Origin of the sequence: Streptomyces sp. 147326 (assembly GCF_045000215.1) — a bacterium.
GTDB lineage: Bacteria > Actinomycetota > Actinomycetes > Streptomycetales > Streptomycetaceae > Streptomyces.
The window spans coordinates 8,327,508-8,343,523 of the sequence record NZ_CP134201.1 but is presented as its reverse complement, the minus strand read 5'-3'; the positions used below and the strand labels follow the sequence as shown (position 1 = coordinate 8,343,523).

The 16,016-nt window shown below is 69.1% G+C and carries 18 protein-coding genes and 2 pseudogenes; 10 read left to right on the top strand and 10 right to left on the bottom strand.

The annotated features are described in order from the left end of the window. Window positions 1–645 precede the first annotated feature (645 nt). The 3 genes from RIU97_RS38535 to RIU97_RS38525 all read right to left on the bottom strand — a co-directional run bounded on the left by RIU97_RS38535 (window position 646) and on the right by RIU97_RS38525 (window position 2,614). Window positions 646–789: a hypothetical protein gene (locus tag RIU97_RS38535; protein WP_404962127.1), complete on the bottom strand. Its 144-nt coding sequence runs from the start codon at window positions 787–789 to the stop codon at window positions 646–648. Window positions 790–873: 84 nt separating this feature from the next. Further along, on the bottom strand, window positions 874–2,061 hold the full coding sequence (locus tag RIU97_RS38530) for a DUF4259 domain-containing protein (protein ID WP_404962126.1): 1,188 nt from the start codon (window positions 2,059–2,061) through the stop codon (window positions 874–876). 166 nt (window positions 2,062–2,227) lie between these two features. Then, entirely contained in the window at window positions 2,228–2,614 is a 387-nt protein-coding gene (locus RIU97_RS38525; protein WP_404962125.1) for a DUF4232 domain-containing protein, read from the bottom strand. Here RIU97_RS38525 and RIU97_RS38520 point away from each other — a divergent pair. Next, complete coding sequence (locus RIU97_RS38520; RefSeq protein WP_404962124.1) at window positions 2,604–2,987, top strand: hypothetical protein; 384 nt, start codon at window positions 2,604–2,606, stop codon at window positions 2,985–2,987. The genes RIU97_RS38525 and RIU97_RS38520 overlap by 11 nt on opposite strands. 181 nt (window positions 2,988–3,168) lie before the next feature. Then, window positions 3,169–4,041 carry a hypothetical protein gene (locus RIU97_RS38515; protein ID WP_404962123.1) on the top strand — a complete coding sequence of 291 codons (873 nt, stop codon included), beginning with the start codon at window positions 3,169–3,171 and terminating at the stop codon, window positions 4,039–4,041. 50 nt (window positions 4,042–4,091) lie between these two features. Here the strand turns inward: RIU97_RS38515 and RIU97_RS38510 are convergent, their stop codons facing one another. The 4 genes from RIU97_RS38510 to RIU97_RS38495 form a co-directional block, all read right to left on the bottom strand. Beyond that, window positions 4,092–5,156 carry a serine hydrolase domain-containing protein gene (locus RIU97_RS38510; RefSeq protein WP_404962122.1) on the bottom strand — a complete coding sequence of 355 codons (1,065 nt, stop codon included), beginning with the start codon at window positions 5,154–5,156 and terminating at the stop codon, window positions 4,092–4,094. A 293-nt stretch (window positions 5,157–5,449) separates the two neighbouring features. Then, on the bottom strand, window positions 5,450–5,851 hold the full coding sequence (locus tag RIU97_RS38505) for a hypothetical protein (protein WP_404962121.1): 402 nt from the start codon (window positions 5,849–5,851) through the stop codon (window positions 5,450–5,452). Between the two features lie 204 nt (window positions 5,852–6,055). Next, window positions 6,056–6,454 carry a hypothetical protein gene (locus RIU97_RS38500; protein WP_404962120.1) on the bottom strand — a complete coding sequence of 133 codons (399 nt, stop codon included), beginning with the start codon at window positions 6,452–6,454 and terminating at the stop codon, window positions 6,056–6,058. 246 nt (window positions 6,455–6,700) lie between these two features. After that, on the bottom strand, window positions 6,701–7,474 hold the full coding sequence (locus RIU97_RS38495) for a GNAT family N-acetyltransferase (RefSeq protein ID WP_404962119.1): 774 nt from the start codon (window positions 7,472–7,474) through the stop codon (window positions 6,701–6,703). Between the two features lie 253 nt (window positions 7,475–7,727). On the opposite strand from RIU97_RS38495, the gene RIU97_RS38490 reads away from it, so the two are divergent. From RIU97_RS38490 to RIU97_RS38475, 4 genes and pseudogenes are all read left to right on the top strand, one after another. Beyond that, a complete protein-coding gene (locus RIU97_RS38490) occupies window positions 7,728–8,312 on the top strand; it encodes a DinB family protein (protein ID WP_404962118.1) in 585 nt (194 codons plus the stop codon). 69 nt (window positions 8,313–8,381) lie between these two features. Next, window positions 8,382–8,606, top strand: a pseudogene (locus RIU97_RS38485) (transposase); the annotation flags it as partial. Further along, a complete protein-coding gene (locus RIU97_RS38480; protein ID WP_404962117.1) occupies window positions 8,518–9,120 on the top strand; it encodes a transposase in 603 nt (200 codons plus the stop codon). The pseudogene RIU97_RS38485 and the gene RIU97_RS38480, both read left to right, overlap by 89 nt. A 182-nt stretch (window positions 9,121–9,302) precedes the next feature. Further along, window positions 9,303–9,734: a VOC family protein gene (locus RIU97_RS38475; protein ID WP_404962116.1), complete on the top strand. Its 432-nt coding sequence runs from the start codon at window positions 9,303–9,305 to the stop codon at window positions 9,732–9,734. 68 nt (window positions 9,735–9,802) lie between these two features. Here RIU97_RS38475 and RIU97_RS38470 read toward each other — a convergent pair. Beyond that, window positions 9,803–10,533 (bottom strand): annotated as a pseudogene (locus RIU97_RS38470) (transposase). Between RIU97_RS38470 and RIU97_RS38465 the strand changes: the two are divergent. Together RIU97_RS38465 and RIU97_RS38460 are read left to right on the top strand one after the other, a co-directional pair. Continuing rightward, entirely contained in the window at window positions 10,532–11,065 is a 534-nt protein-coding gene (locus RIU97_RS38465) for an SMI1/KNR4 family protein (RefSeq protein ID WP_404962115.1), read from the top strand. The pseudogene RIU97_RS38470 and the gene RIU97_RS38465 overlap by 2 nt on opposite strands. A gap of 240 nt (window positions 11,066–11,305) precedes the next feature. Next, window positions 11,306–11,776: a hypothetical protein gene (locus tag RIU97_RS38460; protein WP_404962114.1), complete on the top strand. Its 471-nt coding sequence runs from the start codon at window positions 11,306–11,308 to the stop codon at window positions 11,774–11,776. 763 nt (window positions 11,777–12,539) lie between these two features. On the opposite strand, the gene RIU97_RS38455 is transcribed toward RIU97_RS38460, so the two are convergent. Continuing rightward, entirely contained in the window at window positions 12,540–13,073 is a 534-nt protein-coding gene (locus tag RIU97_RS38455) for a barstar family protein (RefSeq protein ID WP_404962113.1), read from the bottom strand. Between the two features lie 117 nt (window positions 13,074–13,190). Here RIU97_RS38455 and RIU97_RS38450 point away from each other — a divergent pair, with 117 nt between their 5' ends. Continuing rightward, entirely contained in the window at window positions 13,191–13,922 is a 732-nt protein-coding gene (locus RIU97_RS38450; RefSeq protein WP_404962112.1) for a hypothetical protein, read from the top strand. A gap of 43 nt (window positions 13,923–13,965) precedes the next feature. On the opposite strand, the gene RIU97_RS38445 is transcribed toward RIU97_RS38450, so the two are convergent. Next, a complete protein-coding gene (locus RIU97_RS38445) occupies window positions 13,966–14,997 on the bottom strand; it encodes an EamA family transporter (protein ID WP_404962111.1) in 1,032 nt (343 codons plus the stop codon). A 78-nt stretch (window positions 14,998–15,075) separates the two neighbouring features. On the opposite strand from RIU97_RS38445, the gene RIU97_RS38440 reads away from it, so the two are divergent. Continuing rightward, a complete protein-coding gene (locus RIU97_RS38440; protein WP_404962110.1) occupies window positions 15,076–15,975 on the top strand; it encodes a LysR family transcriptional regulator in 900 nt (299 codons plus the stop codon). Window positions 15,976–16,016: the final 41 nt, after the last annotated feature.

Here is a 16,016-nt window from a genome sequence, read left to right as displayed (position 1 = left end):
TTTGGCGTGAATTATCTTACCGTTCTGGCGTCGGCCGCTTTCGGCTCCACCGTGTATCTCGTGACTTTCTCGACTGTGAGCTGGCTGAACCAACTATCCCCGCACGTTAAGGTCACGGGCCTAGTTGTGACCGGCATGGTTCTGTGCGCAGTTATCGGAACTGTCGTGCTCGAGAGCCGGAGTGTCACGCTCGGGTTCATCGTAGGCGCCGCCCTGACACCGCCCGTACACCGGTGGATCCTGCAACGACGCAAGCAAGTCGCTGGTTCTTGACCTTCCGGCTCATGGCCTTGCAGCTCTTGCCGCTGGCTTCTGGTAACCGGGGCTTTCCTACGTAGGCCTTGAGGGGCCCGACGTTGGCGAATCGGCCCCGGTAGTCGCCGATCTCGGCCAGCGCTACGCGGCGTTTGGTTGTCCATGAGGCCGCACAGGCTGTCCCGGACGGCAGCTCTTGGTCTGTGCTGGTCAGGACGGTGTGCGCGGTTCGTAGGCCCAGCGCTCCTCCATGGCGGCCATGACGGCTATGACGGCCATGACGGTGTCCTCGTCCCCGCCAGTGATGTCCAGCGGAACCGGCCCCGAAGCATGGGGCCCTCCACCTGAGGCATACCCCGGACGCGGTGCGCACGTAGGGAACACAGGACGTCAGTGCCGGTGGCGACAGTGCTGGTGGACCTTGAGGACTTCGTAGCTCCATGCGGTGTGCTGCCGGGTGCCGAGCGGGCTCGTCCAGCCGAGCTGTTCGGCGACGGCCGGGAAGCGGGGGTGCAGCTGGCGGTCTCCGACCATGACGAGCGCGGACAGGAGAGGTTCTCCCTCCCCGTTCTCGGGTTCTGGCTCAAGTTCTGTGGCCCGTGACTGTGGGTGACCCGGTTAGACGTCGAAGAGGGCTTCCTCTTGTGGCGGGATCTCAGGGTCAAGGACGCTGCGAAGGCGGGTGATGTCCTGGAGCCACATGGGGCCGTTCGCTGCTTCGGCCCACAGCTCGGCGAGTTCGGACAGCTCGGCGACCACTTGGTCCAGAGCGTCGACGGCGAGCGTTCGAAGGTCTGCGGGCAACTTTGGTAGCGGCTCTGACGGGCCGTAGTTCGAACACGCCGGTTCGCCGTTGGCGTGCTGGGCAACGACCAGGGCGGCCGCGGCCACTGCTCGCTCGCCGTCGGAGGTATCCAGGTGGTCCGCAGGGTCGGCGGCGCGTTTGAGTGCGGCGCGGATCATGGATTCGCGTTCTTCCAATGCTGCCTCGTCCAGGTCGCCCCCGAAGTCGGCAGCGGTGTCGTTGCCGAGGCCGGGCGCCACGGCTGCGCAGACCCGAACGCCCGCGTGCGGGTCGGTCAGCCAGGGGCGCGTGTCGCCGCCGAGGTGGCCGATGGCGATCAGAATCGTTGCCAGGCTGTGCGAGGAATCGGCGGCCCGAGCCATCGACGTCAACTGCTTCAGCAGCGCCGGACGTTGCGACGAGGCCGAGGGATGCCGGGCCAGTGCCCCGACGGCTGCGGCTGCACAGGCCCTGCGGCTGCCACGTTCCGACGCGAGATGTGGCAGCACCCGCCGCAGAAGTGAGGGAACCAGGGCGAAACAGGCGAGTGACGCCTGGGCGAGAACGAGCTCGCCCAGCTCCGTGCCGTCCCGCCACATCCGGGCCCGGGCATCAGCATCGGCTGACAGGTAGTAGGCAGTCCAGGCCTGCAGCTCCGGTGCACGGTTCTCGACCCGAGCGCGGATCTCCGCAGCCCGGTCGCCGAGGTCGGCGGCGACGCCGACCGCATGCAGGTAGGCGAGCATCGCGTCCGGCAGTGAGGGATCGTCGGGTCCCGACAACGGATCGTCCAGGAGTTCGGCGACAAGCCACGCGGTGGGCGCCGTCGAAGGCCAGGCCTTGCCTTCGCGGCGAAGCGTTGTCGACCAGAGGTGGGAGTACCCGTCGACGAGAGCCTTTGCATCATCGCCAAGGAGTGCTGCCAGATGCCGCGGCGTATCAGAGGCCGGCCCGAAGGCGTGGAACAGTCCGGACCAGTCCACATCATCCGTGCGATCAACCACAAGCAGGAATGATGTCACGGCAGCTCGAGCCGACGAGCGCCCAGGCGAACAGCTCAATGCTGCCGAAGGGTGCATCGACAAGCTCAAGCCGTGGCGCGGCCTCACCACACGCCACGGCAAGACTGCCACCACCTACCCCGCCGCATCAACCATCTGGTCAGCACGATGATCCGAAGGAAACGGCCTACATGCTGAGGGCGTCCTCCGCGTTGTCCACCCAGGCCGTCACGGAATTCTTGTCGGGCGAGACGTACAGGCCGGGAGTCGACGCCTTGAGCGGAGTCTGCTTCAGATCCGACTCCGTGTTCATGGTCATCTCGATCGAGTCGACGGTCTTCCCCTTGCCGTCGTTGGCGCCGCCCATCAGCCCGGCGTACGCCGACTCCCCCGGGTCGAGCCTGATCGCGTCCTCGATGCCGGGAGCCGTGCCGCGCTCCGTGGCCTGGCCGTCCAGGCCGCCGAAGGTCACGACCGGGTGCCCGAGCACCCTGCACGCCTTGGTGCCCTTGTTGGTGATCTTCAGCAGGTAGCTGCTGGTCGTCGGCTCCGCCAGGGTCGCGGTGAACTTCACGTCGAAGGTGCTGCACGGAAAGACGTCGAAGTCGGGGTCGGTCGACGGCTTCGACGACTTCGACGGCTTCGGAGTCGTCGGCTTCGGAGTCGTCGGCTTCGGAGTCGTCGACGGCTTGGCCGACGTCGACGGCGCGGCCGACGTCGCGGACTTCGTCGGGCTCGCGGCCGGCCCGCCGCCCCCGCTGCCCGCGTCGTCATCGGTGGGCCCACAGGCAGTCAGGGCCAGTGCGGATACGGCGGCGAGGACGACTGCGGCTCTGCGTACGGTGCTCATGGCGTTGGGTCCCCCCAATGAGAAGCGCGAGGTGCGCCGGGCTGGGCTGAGCGGGGCTGAGCTGAGCGGGATCGAGCGGGGCTTGTCCCGGGTGTGAGCCGGAGCGGAGCCGGGGCCGAACCGGGGCCGTGCTGAGCACCAGCGTCCCGCAGAAGCTTCACAGCTTGGTGACGGTGTCTTGCCGAATCCACCACGATCGACTCGGCGCGCCGCCCGTACGGCGCGGTCCGCGACGGGGCCCTCGGCGGCGAGGACGGCGCGGGCTAGCATCTGCGTCCATGGTGAGACCCGAGGAGAACGGCCGTACCCCAGGGGCGGCTTCCGGCGCCTGGCGCGTCACCGTGCTGAAGCAGGGGCGACGCAAGGCCGGCCCGCCACCGTACGAGCCTGCGCACCAACAGGGTCAGCCGCTCGCCCGGCGGGACGACCTCCGGGTCCACGGCACCGCCGGGAAGATCAGCTGCATCGACTCCTCGGGCCACACCCTCTGGACCGCGCCCTGCTCCGGCAAGCCCAACGCCGCCCACATATCCCGCGGCCGGGTCCTGGTCACCACGGACTCCCTCGCGTACACCGCCTGGGGCAACCTGGGCCCCGCCCTGCTTCTCGACCTGACGGACGGCACCCTGATCACCGAACTGCGCGGGGAACGCGGCGCGGCCTTGGGCGGCGGCCGTTTCCTCCTCGGGCTGGAGGGCTACGACGCCTTCGACACCTGGGAGTACGACCGCGACGGCACCCTGGTCGACTCCTGGCGCAGCTACGGTCATTACGTCATCGGTACGGGCATCCGCGTCGTCGAGACCGACCGCAACCTCCCCACCCGCAGCCGGGTGGTACGGCTGCTCCCGGGCGGCACCATCGAACGCGGCCCCTTGCTCACCGACCCGCAGGCCCCTCGGCCGCTCGTGCTGACGGACGGCACCATCCTGGTGCTCGACGCCGGAGTGCTACGGGCCGTCGGCCGCCGACTGGAGGACACCGTCCTGGCCGAGCTGCTTCCCGTGGACCCCGGCGAGGCCTGGCGCTACCACGGCCACCTCCACCGCGCCGGGGACAAGGTCACGGTCTCGCTCACCGAGCGACATCCCGACCACCCCTCCAAGCACACCCTCCACACCTGGACCCTCGCCCTCCACCCGGCCCGGTGACCGCCCCCTGACCTGTGGAGACGGCCCCCGGGCGGCGCGGGAGGCGAGGCTCAGCGGCAGAGGGCCGTGTCCACGAGGCTCTCGAGGTGCTCCGTGGCAGCCCCGTCCGCCGGGATGCTGGTCACCGCGATGCTGGCGGCGCGGCCGTCGTCGGTGACCCCGCCCCGGGTCTCGTAACCCGTGATGTCACCGCCGTGGCCCCAGTAGACGCTGCCGCACGACAGCGGCCTGCTCATGAGCCCCAGTCCGTAGCCGGCGCCGGTGTCCCCGATGGGGACGGTGGTACGCATCTGGGCGAGCTGGGCGTCCGGGAGGAGGCGGCCGTCCAGGAGCGCGGCGTAGAACACGTTGAGGTCGGAGTTGGTGGAGATCATCTGACCTGCCGCCCAGCCCACGGAGGGGTCGATTTCCGTGACGTCGCGCAGTGGAGCGCCTGCCGAATCCCGGTGGTACCCCTGGGGATGGGCTTCTCGGAGGGCCATGTCACCGGCGACGGGGAAGGAGGTGTGGCGCAGCCCGATGCGCTTGATGACACGCCGGTCCACCTCCTCGGCAAGGGGCCGGCCGGTGATCTTCTGGATGATCAGGCCCGCCACCACGTAGTTCGTGTTGCTGTACCCCCAGTCCTTCCCGGAGGCGAAGACGGCCTTGCGCTGGAAGGCGAGGTCGAGGAGGTCGCGGGGTTCGAAGTACCGGTGCTGAAGGATGTCTTCCTCGACGAGGTCCTCGTAGTCGGGAAGTCCGCTGGTGTGCTGGAGGAGCTGACGGACCGTGATGTGAGCCCCGTCGAACCCTTCCCCGCGGACGAGCCCCGGAAGGTAGGTGTCGACCATGGCGTCGAGGTCGATCTTTCCTTCACCGACGAGCTGCAGCGCGACCACGGCGGTGAACGTCTTGGTGCTGCTGCCGATCCGCACCTGACCGTCCTTGGGTACCTTCGAACCGGTGGCCAGGTCACCCACCCCCGCCGTGTAGGTACGGGTGCGGCCTTCACGGTCCTTGACGCTCGCCAGCGCTGCGGGCAGGCCGTCGGAGTGCACCAGTGCGTTCAGGCCCTGCTGGACGGTGTCCGGCCTGGCGGAGGCGGACGCCGCCGACGGCACACCCATCGTCATGACGCCTACGGCCGCAACCGCGACGGCGAGCGTGGCCGGCACGGCTCTGCGCCGCCCGCTCCGCTGTCGCCGGGACGAACCAGACCTTCGCCGTGCCTGCTGCTCGCGCACGAGTCAACTCCTACGGAATCGTTGGGAAACCAGCTGTATGTGCCGGTCCCACCTTGTCCGCATTCGGCTGCGCGCAACGATCCTGCTACCGCCCGGCCCCGGGTGGGGCTAACCCCAGGTGCGCCTCAGGTGCTCCCAGGTGCGCCCCCAGGTGCGCTCAGCCGGAGGAACGGCGGTGCACCTCACCCGGCCGGGGTTCCGAACTCCCGGATCTTGTCGGCGGCGGAGAACACCTGTTGCCCGCCCGAGTCGAAAGCCATCAGATCTTCCGCGGTCCCAGGCTTCAACGCGTAGGCGAAGAACGCCTTTCCTCCGTGTCCGGTGATACCGACGGCCTGCGATGCGCCGGACGCGGATCGTGCCTCAAGGCGAGCGACGCTGGGATCCGCGGCTCCATAGATCAGGAGCACACCGGGATCCAGCCCGTCCAGGGCAATGTTCACCGGCACTTCCTTCGAAACCGGGGGTTCGCATCCGCTGCCCGCCGGTTTTCCGCCGACGGTGGCCTGCGTGCAGAGTTTCCCGTCCGCGGAGACGAGGTCCACCCGCCAGGTGGTGCCCTCCATGGCGCCCTGGCCGATCACGGCGACATGCGTCTGCCCCGGGCCGGGAGGGGCAGGAGGCGGCAACTGCGCCGAACCCGCCTCCGTGCAACCCGCAAGAGCCGACAGGAGACAGAGCAAGCCGGTGAGGCGGCGCCACCGCAGAGTCACTGCGTTCCCTCCCGTATCCGTGCAGCACGGCCGGCCCCTGTCCTCGGGGGCCGGCCTGCTGCCCAACTGGTCTGGTCAGGCGGTGTGCGCCGACGCGCAGGGAGCCGAGGCGTCGCCGCCGCTGTTGTTCTTGCCGTACCACCGCAGGTAGTAGGCCGTGCCGGTGCTCACCCCGATGCCGCGGGGGTCGGTCTGGTACTGCCCGTCCGCCGCATAGCTGTAGCTGGAGAACACCTTCGAGCTTCCGCTGGTCTTGACGAGCTGGGTGTAGAAGCTACGGGCGGCGCCGCCCGCGCAGCCGCTGCCACCGATCCGGATACTGCCGGAGGAGGGCGTGAAATCCCCGCTGGCGTGATAGGAACCTGATCCCCACGACTGCGAGAACGCACTCGCGGGCGATGACGCGAAGACGAACATGCCGACGGCCGCTGCAGCCACAGCGGCGACGCGTGTAGTGCTACGCAGAATTGTCATGCAAAGGATTCTCGGGGTGCCGGGTGGAATCGCCAAGCACGTGACCCGTCAATGGCCCGATCACGCCTTGTTGACACCTACGCCGATCCTGCCGACAAAGGGGAATCGATCTCGGCGGCGGAACTCATTGGCGCGTTCCAGATCGCCACATCCAAGACAGGGGTAAATCATTCCGGCCACACCACGAACGGACCATGGCGCGCCTTTTGACTCAGGCACTGATTCCGACCCCGGCCTCTCTCGCGATCAGCCGCGTTCGAAGCAGTGCGAGTGGCCGATCACTGAGAATCCCCGGCGCTCGTACCAGTGGCGCGGCCAGTCCGTCGCATCGGCGGTCAGGAAGCGGGTACCGCAGCCCTGGTCGGCGGCCAGGCGCAGGGCGGTGCTCAGGACGGCATCGGCGTAACCGTGCCTGAGGTGGGCCTCCGAGGTCATCAGATCCTCGATCTGGGCGGTGCCGGTCGCCGGGTCGAGGTAGAGGTCGGCCCAGGAGGCGACCTCGCCTCCAGCCGTGCGGGCGCCGATGAAGTGGACGCCGTCGGCCCCGCGGCGGCGAACCTCGCGCCGGTCGACGAGGTGGCGCAGGACCTCGTCCTCGACGGTCGGGAGGAAACCCTGCCAGCGCCGGGCGAGCGGGGCACGCAGGGCGTCGAGGTCCACTTCCTCGGCGGGTCCGCCGCCGACCGGCACCGGGCCGGTGTGCAGCATGACCAGGTAGGTGGAGTGCGTGTATCCGGCGCGGATCAGCGGCTCCGCACACGATGTCCCGGCTTCGTCGTCCAGAACGGAGATCAGCCGGTGCGGCAGGTGCCCCAGGACCTCCTCCGCGAGGGCCGGCACCGCCTCGGGGTCGATGCCGACGGCGGGCGCATCGATGACGACCTGGTTGTTCGCACGGGAGTGCGCGAGGGCGTCGTCGTACACGGCGAACCCGCCGGGCAGGTCGACGGACCGCGTGGCTTGGCGGCGGGCGAAGGCCGACAGGAAGGTGTTGATCCGCTGAAGTTCCGATCCGGGCATGTGCGGAGCCTATGCGTCCGTGGGCCGGGGCAGCCTCCGGATTAAGCGCCGTACGACGGGCGCGTGAGACTCCTGCGAGCGCCGCCGGAACGGATCTCGTCCGGCTGTTCGTCAAGGAGTGGCGTGGCAGGTTTCGCGAGCTTCTTGTAGCAGGTCAGGGCGGAGGCCATGGCCGGGCCTCGGCTCTGCCAGTCGTTTCGGACCACGTACGGGATCTTGAGACCACGAGCAGCCCATGGCAGGCTCATGCCGCATGATCGATGAATTCGCGAGAGACAACCTGCACGGGAGACTGCGGCGGGACCGCAAGGCGCTGCTCTGGAAACTCGACGGCTTGTCCGAATACGACGCCCGCCGGCCTTTGACAGCGACCGGGACCAACCTTCTCGGCCTGGTCAAACACGTGGCCACCGTCGAGGCCAGGTACTTCGGCGAGGTCTTCGACCGCCCTTCCCCGGAACCGCTGCCCCGGTGGCAGGACTCCAACGGCAGTGATCTGTGGGCGGCCGAGGACGAGACCCGCGATCAGATCATCGGGTTCTACCGGCGCACATGGGAACACTCGGACGCGACGATCAACGAGCTTCCCCTCGACGCCCCCGGCCACGTGCCGTGGTGGCCGGAGCCTTATCCGCACACGAACCTGTTCGCCATCATGGTCCATGTCCTCGGAGAGTCCATCCGGCATGCCGGGCACGCCGATATCCTGCGCGAGGGCCTCGACGGCCGGACCGGGTTGCGCGCCGAACACGAGAAGCAGATCGACGAGGAAGCCCGTGCAGCCTACTGCGCGAAGATCGAGCAGGCCGCCAGGTCGGCCGCACCCATCAAGGCTTAGAGGTTGTCTCACGTGACGTGATGTTCGTGCGGCATGATGCCGGTCGTGGGTGCTGATCTATCGTAGCGGCTGGCTCCTGATGAACTCTGGGAGCTGGTCGCCCCGTTGCTGTCGTCGTTCGCTGCTCGTCCGCAAGGGGGTGGAACCGCTCCGTGTGACGAGCGGGCCGTCTTCACGGCAGTGGTGTACGCGCATACCAGCGGCTGTGCCTGGCGGCATCTGCCGCCGACGTTCGGCACGTCGCCCGCCACCGCGCATCGCCGCTTCACGGTATGGACCGAGGCCGGCCTGTGGCGTCGGCTGCACCGGGCGGTGCTGGACGAACTCGGGACCCGGGGCGAGGTGGACTGGACCTCGGCGATCGTCGACGCGGCCTCCGTTCACGCCAAAAGGGGGATCGCTGACCGGGCCGAACCCGGTCGATCGCGGCAAGAAGGGCAGCAAGCTGCAGGTGCTGTCCGATGCCCAGGGCATCCCGCTCGCCGTCGCCGTGTCCGGCGCGAACATGCACGACAGCCTCGCCCTGAAGCCGCTCATCCGCGGCATACCCGCCGTCCGGTTCCGCCGGGGACCACGGCGGCGCCGACCCGTCAAACTCCGCGCGGACAAGGCGTACTTCTCCGCCGAACACCTGGCCCGGCTGCGCGAGCGCGGACTCGTCGCGCGCATCGCCCGGCCCGGCATCGAGTCCGGCGAACGCCTCGGCCGGCCTCCGGGCAGCGCTCCGTTCCTCTCCCTGACGGCGATCCGCGGCACCCCCGCCTGCGAGGAACAACTCGCCGCCCCCCAAGGGCTGTCCCGTAACTGATCTTTGGCACGAGAGTGGTCGGCTGAGATCGGATCCTGGGTCCCACCCTTTGGAAGAGGCGCCGCCCTCGGTTCACCCCTGTGACCGCACGACACTGCAGCGGACGGCAGGGGCCGTCCTCCCGGCAACGTGTGGATCCACCCGCCCGGGGAGATGAGCAGGGCCCCTGTTATCGTGCGCCGATGTCAACGATCAAGCAGTTCCAAGTGACCTTCGACTGCGCGGAACCTGCGCGCCTCGCCGCCTTCTGGTGCGAGGTGCTGGGGTACGTCGTACCGACAGTCCAGGAGGGCTTTGCCACGTGGGAGGAGTACCACCGCTCGCTGCCGCCTGAGGACGAGGTCTACTTCGCGTGCACTGATCCCTCGGGTGTGGGCCCGCGCGTGCTCTTCCAGCGAGTTCCCGAAGGCAAGGTCGTCAAGAACCGGGTGCATCTTGATGTGCGGGTCGGCACAGGGCTCGTGGGTGACGAGCGCCTGGCTACACTCGAGGCCGAATGCGCACGGCTGATGGCGCTCGGCGCGAAACACGTGCTGACGCAGCGCGCCGATGGCGTCAACGAGTCGTGCATCACGATGCAGGACATCGAGGGCAACGAGTTCTGCCTCGCCTGATTCTCCTCCGAGACTGCGAGGGGGGAGCCGTCTCCCGGGGACCTCTCAGGTCTCGTATGTGGCAGAAGCTATCCGGTGAGAGCGAGGTTGTGCAGTCGGGCGATGCCGAGCATGGCGTGTCGGACCCCGTCGCCCTTGAGACGGCAGTCGCGGAGGATCTTCCAGGTCTTCATGCGGGCGAAGACGTGCTCGACGCGGGCCCGCACCCGGCGGTGTTCGGCGTTGTCCTCCTCCTGCCCGCGCAGGAGGGGACGGCCGGGCCTTCTGCGGTGCGGGACGATCAGCCCGGTACCGAGGTAGGCGCCGTCCGCGATGACCGTCGTCCCGGCCGCCGTGGCTGGCAGGTCGGACTCCCGCCAGGCGTGGGCATCAGCCTTGTTCCCCGGCGCCGGCCGGGCGCTCGCGACGACCAGGCAGCTGTCGGCGTCGATGATGACCTGCACGTTCGCCGAGAAGCGGTAGTTCCTTGACGAGGCGCCGACGGTGCGGTACGGACGGGGATCAAGGTTCCGTCCACGATCCATAGCCGGTCTACCTCGGCGACCGGCCGTGGGGCCGGCTCCAGCGCCAGCAGCGGACGCAGGCGTTGGATGACCCGGCAGACAGTGGCCGGGGAGACCCCGAAGAGCGGAGCGAGCTGCCGCATGGTGAGGTTCGTGCGGTAGTGGACGGCCACCAGCAGGACCTGGTCGGCCAGCGGCAGGCACCAGGGCCTGCCCCCTCCGGGCCGTTCCCGCCCCGGGTCCGGCGGGACAACGCGCCGGAATCCCCCCCGACGACGAAACAGGACCCCAGCCATGGCCAACGCCCTTACACGTCTCCTCGAAATCGCCGCACCGCCGAGCGCGCCCCGTAAGAAGGATTGGAGCGAGGTCGAGCGCAGGCTTGGGATTGAACTTCCCGCCGACTACAAGGAACTCATTCACGTCTACGGAGGATGTAACTGGGACGACTATCTGTACGTCCTGGAGCCCGGCTGCCCCAACGGGCACTACGACCTCATCAAATGGGCAGAGCACCAGTACGAGGACCTGGAGGACCTGTGGGAATTCGAGAAGAAGCCGGCGGAACTGGAGGTCGAAGGTTCCCGGGTCATCCCATGGGCGACCACGGACAACGGAGAATGCCTCTACTGGCTTGTTCGGCCAGGGCTTGAGCCGGACCAATGGACCGTCATGGTGAACGAGGCTCGCGGCGGCCGATGGGAGCATTTCTCCGCATCCTGCACGCAATTCCTCGCGTCCTCCCTCGATGGAGAGCTGCAGTCACACATTCTCTCGTCCTTGTTCCCTCGCGCTCCACATGGATTCCGCCGCCTCGGTGCGGTATGACGACGCTGCGCTCCGGATGCCGCACAGCCGTCCCTCGCCCAGCCCGGCTCCTTCGTGTGCCGGCCGGCTCGGAGCAAGTGCTCATGGCCCCGGACTCCTCATCCCTGACCTCAGCCCCAACTGACCGCAGGTAGGTCCGGAGCGCCGCAGGCGTAACCCCGCCACCGAAGGCACCGCCGCGCACCTCGCTGACCGCCGACCTCACCACCGAAACTGACTGCCCGAGAGGACCACCACCTGATGTCCCTATGGCCTTCGATCGTTGCCGTACTCGGTACCCTCGCCGGTGCCCTGACCGCCGGACTCCTCCAGCACCGTTCGGCACGCACCGCACGCGCCGAGGAGCGCGCCGACGGCTACCGCCAGGACCAGCTCGGCGCCGTCACCGACTTTGCGGCCGCCCTGGACGCGCACCGCTCGGCGATGTTCCATCGGGAGCGTCTGGCCCTGACCGAGGCTGGCACCGAGCACCAGCTGGAGGCCCAGACGAGGTCCCACGACACCCGGGCGGCGATCACTGCGCCCCACATCCGCCTTCAGGTCCTGGTCCCCGAGCTGGCCGGCCCGGCCCAGCAGGCCGCAGATGCCACGTACGCGCTGCGCAAGGCCATCGACCGGACCGAGCTGGACGCCCGGCGGCGTGCGGCCAAGGAAGCATCCGTCGCCTTCATCACCGCGGCCGCCACGCTGCTGAGCCCCGACAACCGCTGACCTCGCGGCCAGACCTACTCCACCGTCTTGACCAGCGTCGAAGACCATCGCGTGGTCGATGTGCTCCCGACGTGTGAAGCCGGGCCGCTGGCCGCCTGGCTGATCCGCCACCCCGGCGTGGAGATCTTCTGTTGGGACCGGGCAGGCGCCTACGCCGAGGGTGCCCGGCGCGATGCCCCGACGCTGTGCAGGTCGCCGACCGGTTCCATCTGTGGCAGGGCCTCGGCCGGGCCGTGGAGACCTGCGTCCCCGCCCACCGCGACTGCCCGCGCAACCCGTCGCCCAGCGGCATGTTGCCGGAGGCCACCCGACCGGCTTCCGCGCGGCCGCAGGACGCTTCGGAGCCCGCCGGCCGGCGGGCCCGGCGGAAGAAGGCCGCACATGCCCTGGTCCACGAGTTGCTTGCCCGAGGCCATTCGCGCGGGGCAATCGCCCGGCACCCGAGCTGGCGCCTCAACACCGTGCTTCGGTACGCGACCGCCGCACCGCGCGCACATCGCCACCTTGCGCGGGGCTCCGGTCGCCGCACCGCCGCGGCCGCCGGACACGGCCCCGACTTCGGCGAGGTACTCACCGCCCGTCTCTGCAGCACGCTGCTCCGGCAGCATCGAGGGCGCCATCAACCGCATCAAGAAGATCGAGCGGCAGCTCTACGGCCGAGCTGGATGGCTGTGGTCAACATTTCGGGACCACCCAGCACGACCGGAGTCGAAGGGTGGTCCGCTGGTCCCTAAAGCTTCTGCGCCGTAGTGAAGGACCTGAGTCAGCCCGCTCGTCGGCTGGCGTTGGATTGTTCAGCTTCGTTCCACATGATGGGCATGGCGCCGACCGGTGCGAGTTCGATCTGTGGATCGGAGCTGTGGACCAGACACATCACACGGCGTCCGAACAACGCGGCCCGGCGGGCGTTGTCAGCAACGATGTCCAGGATGACATGCGCGCTCTCCGGATGTGCTGCGGCGAAGACGTCGAAGTCGGTGAAGACCAGGACCAGGCCGGTGGCCTCCGGGTCGATCCCGTAAGCAGCGTAAGCGGCGACATCGCCGAAGCAGTCGTTGAATGCGTCAAAGTTGCACCCGTAGTAGTCGGGGAAGTCCAGTGCGGCGCCGATCCCTCTGAGGAGGTCTCCCTTCGATGACCAGGCGGCCGCATCCAGACTCGTGACTTGGTAGCCGTGCTCGTCCAGCCACGCTGTGCACTCGTCCAGCAGGTTCCGGCGCCAGAAGAGCGTGACGAAAGTGTTCGTCACGAGGCGGAAATCGGGGTCGGCCTCGGAGTCAGGGGTGAAGGCGGCCATGGTGTTGACCCTAGCCGGTCATGGTGTCAGCACGACGCACGTGCCCCGCTCGATCCGTTGCGCAGCAGCGGCCCGTGTGATCATGACCTCGGCACATCCGCACCTCATGGGGGGACCATGCGCACCCGCACCACCACGGCCTCGACCGGCTTCGTTGCCGCGCTCGCGGCGCTGCTCGTCCTGGCCGGCTGCACCGCGTCGAAAGGGAGCCCCGGCGCGAGCCCGAGCGCTGCGGCAAGTTCCGTGGCCACCGTGCCCCCGCAGAGCAGCGGGCCCGGGGCCGGGGCCGGGTTCGAGGGGCCTCGGCCGCAGGATCAGAACCTCTTGGCGTGGACCGGCGACCCCAACGACGCGGGTCACGTCACCGCCCAGTCGGCCGCCGGGGTCGGCGGGCGGGTCACCCTGGTACGGATCGTCCTGCGCGAGCAGATCACCTGGTCGAACATCTGGCTGGGCCTGGCCGGCATCGACCCGAACGCCCAGCTGGCCAACTGCTACCTCGGCGTGTACGACGCCACCGGCAAGCTGGTCGCGGCCACCCCGGACGTTTCGCCCCAGCTGATGACCGACGCGATCGCCAAGCCGCTGGCCCTCGGCAAGCCGTTCACCGCTGCTCCCGGGACCTACTTCATCGCCCTCCTCCTCAACGGGAACTGGGCCACCAACGCCCTCACCCTGAAGTCCACGGGCGCCGGGATCTCGGTCAACGCCGGCCTGACTCCGCCCAATCTCCGGTACAGCACCCTCCTGACCGGCCAGACCTCGCTGCCGGCCGCCGTGAACCTCGCCGAGCAGTCCACGAGCACCATCAACACCGGCTGGGCCAGCCAGTGGTACGCGATCTCCTGAGCCCCCACTCGTGAAGCATGCCGTGTCGCCGCCCCGGCGGTCCTCATCGGGGCGTCGGCCCTTCCGGTGCGGGTGGGGGGACGCGGTCGCGTGATCGGGTGGGGGAAGGGAGCTGGGTCGCGGCGATCGCGGCGAGCGCGAGGCCGAACCCCAGGAGCTGGATCGGGCCGAGTGTCTGGCCGAGCAGGACGGCACCGAGCAAGGCGGCGACCAGCGGCGAGAGCAGGACGAGGACCGCGACCGAGGCGACGGGCAAGGTGGCGATGCCGCGGAACCAGAAGACGTAGGCGATCAGGCCGCCGACCAGGCCCAGCCAGAGGTATCCGAGGGCGGCGGGCGCGTCGATCGCGGGAGGCGCCCCCTCGACGAGGAAGGTGACGGGCACCAGGAAGACGCCTCCCGCGGTGAGTTGCCACCCGGCGAAGGCGGTGGGACCGGCCTCGGCGGGCCGTCCCCAGCGTTTGGTCAGGGTCAGGCCGAGCGCCATCGAGGCCGCCCCGGCAAGGCCCGCCGCGATTCCGATGGCATCGAATGCCGCATCCGGCCCGATCACCACCAGGCCGACGCCTCCCACGCCGATCACGCCCCAGGTGAGGCGCCAGGCGGACGGGCTCTCGTGCGGCACCGTCACGGCCAGGACGGCGACCATGAGCGGCTGGGCCGCGGCCACGGTGGCGGCGACACCGCCCGGCAGTCGTTCGGCCGCGACGAACAGCAGGGGGAAGAGCAGCCCGATGTTCAGCACGCCGAGCACGGCGGCCTTCCCCCACCACGCGCCGCGCGGCAGTGTCCGGGTGATCGCGAGCGCGATCAGGCCGGCGGGTAACGCACGCAGCAGGCCCGCGAACAGCGGGTGTCCCTGCGGGAGAAGCTCGGTGGTGACGACGTACGTCGTGCCCCACACCAGAGGTGCGAAGGCCGCCAGGGCGGTACGAGGCAGGTTTCCATGGGGACCGGCTGTGCCGGCTCCGCGGATACCGCTCGAAGCTCCTCGAGTTGGACTTGGACTTGGACTTGGGCTTGGACTTGGACTTGGACTTGGGCTTGGGCTCGCAGTTGGGCTTGAAGCTGTCATGTACGCAGTCTCAGTCGGCGCGATCGATGAGTCCAATACATGTTTGTCAGCTCATCGATCTCGATTCAAGATGGATGCATGGAGCTCCAGCAGATGCGCTACGTCGTCGCCGTCGCCGAGACGAACAGCTTCACCCGGGCCGCCGAACGATGTCTGGTCGTCCAGTCCGCCCTCAGTCACCAAATCGCGCGCCTGGAAGGGGAGCTCGGCGCGAGGCTCTTCGAGCGCACCAGCCGCCGGGTGCGGCTGACGCCCGCCGGCGAAGCGTTCCTCCCGGCCGCCCGTCAGTGTCTGGACGCCGCCGAGCGGGCGGCCGCCGAGGTCGCCGCGGCTGTCGGCGAGGTACGCGGGCGGCTCGCCGTGGGCCTGATCCCCACGGTCGCCGCGGTCGACGTCCCCGGTGCACTGCGCGAGTTCCGGCGGCGGTACCCGCACGTACGCATCAGCCTGCGCGTGGGCGCGAGCGAGGACCTCGTCGAGCAGGTCAGGCAAGGAGCCGTCGACGTGGCCTTCCTCGGGCTGCCGACCACGGCGCGGCCCCAGGGCGTCGCCTCCCACGAACTCGCCCGTGACCGACTCGTCGCCGTGGTCGCGCCGGACCATCCACTCGCCGGCGAACCGGTGGTCGACCTTCGCCGGCTCTCGTCCGAGGTGTTCGTGGACCTACCGGCCGGAACGGCCGGACGGGTCCAGTCCGACCTGGCCTTCTCGGCCGCCGGTCTCGGCCGGGACGTCGCCTTCGAAGTGACCACCGCGGACTTCATCGCCCGGCTCGTCGCTCAGGGCCTCTGCGTGGCGATGCTCCCCGTCGCCTACGCACCCCAGCTCACCGGCGTCGTCACCATCGAGGTCGCCGACGCGCCGGACCGTGTGGAGTACGTCATCTGGGGACGCTCCAGCCGCACGCCGGCCGCGACCGCCTTCCTCGGCATTCTCGACGTTCTCGACGTTCTCGACCGCTACGAGGGGGGCCGATAGCCATCAGCGATATATGCCGGTGGGTGACTTACCATGCTGAC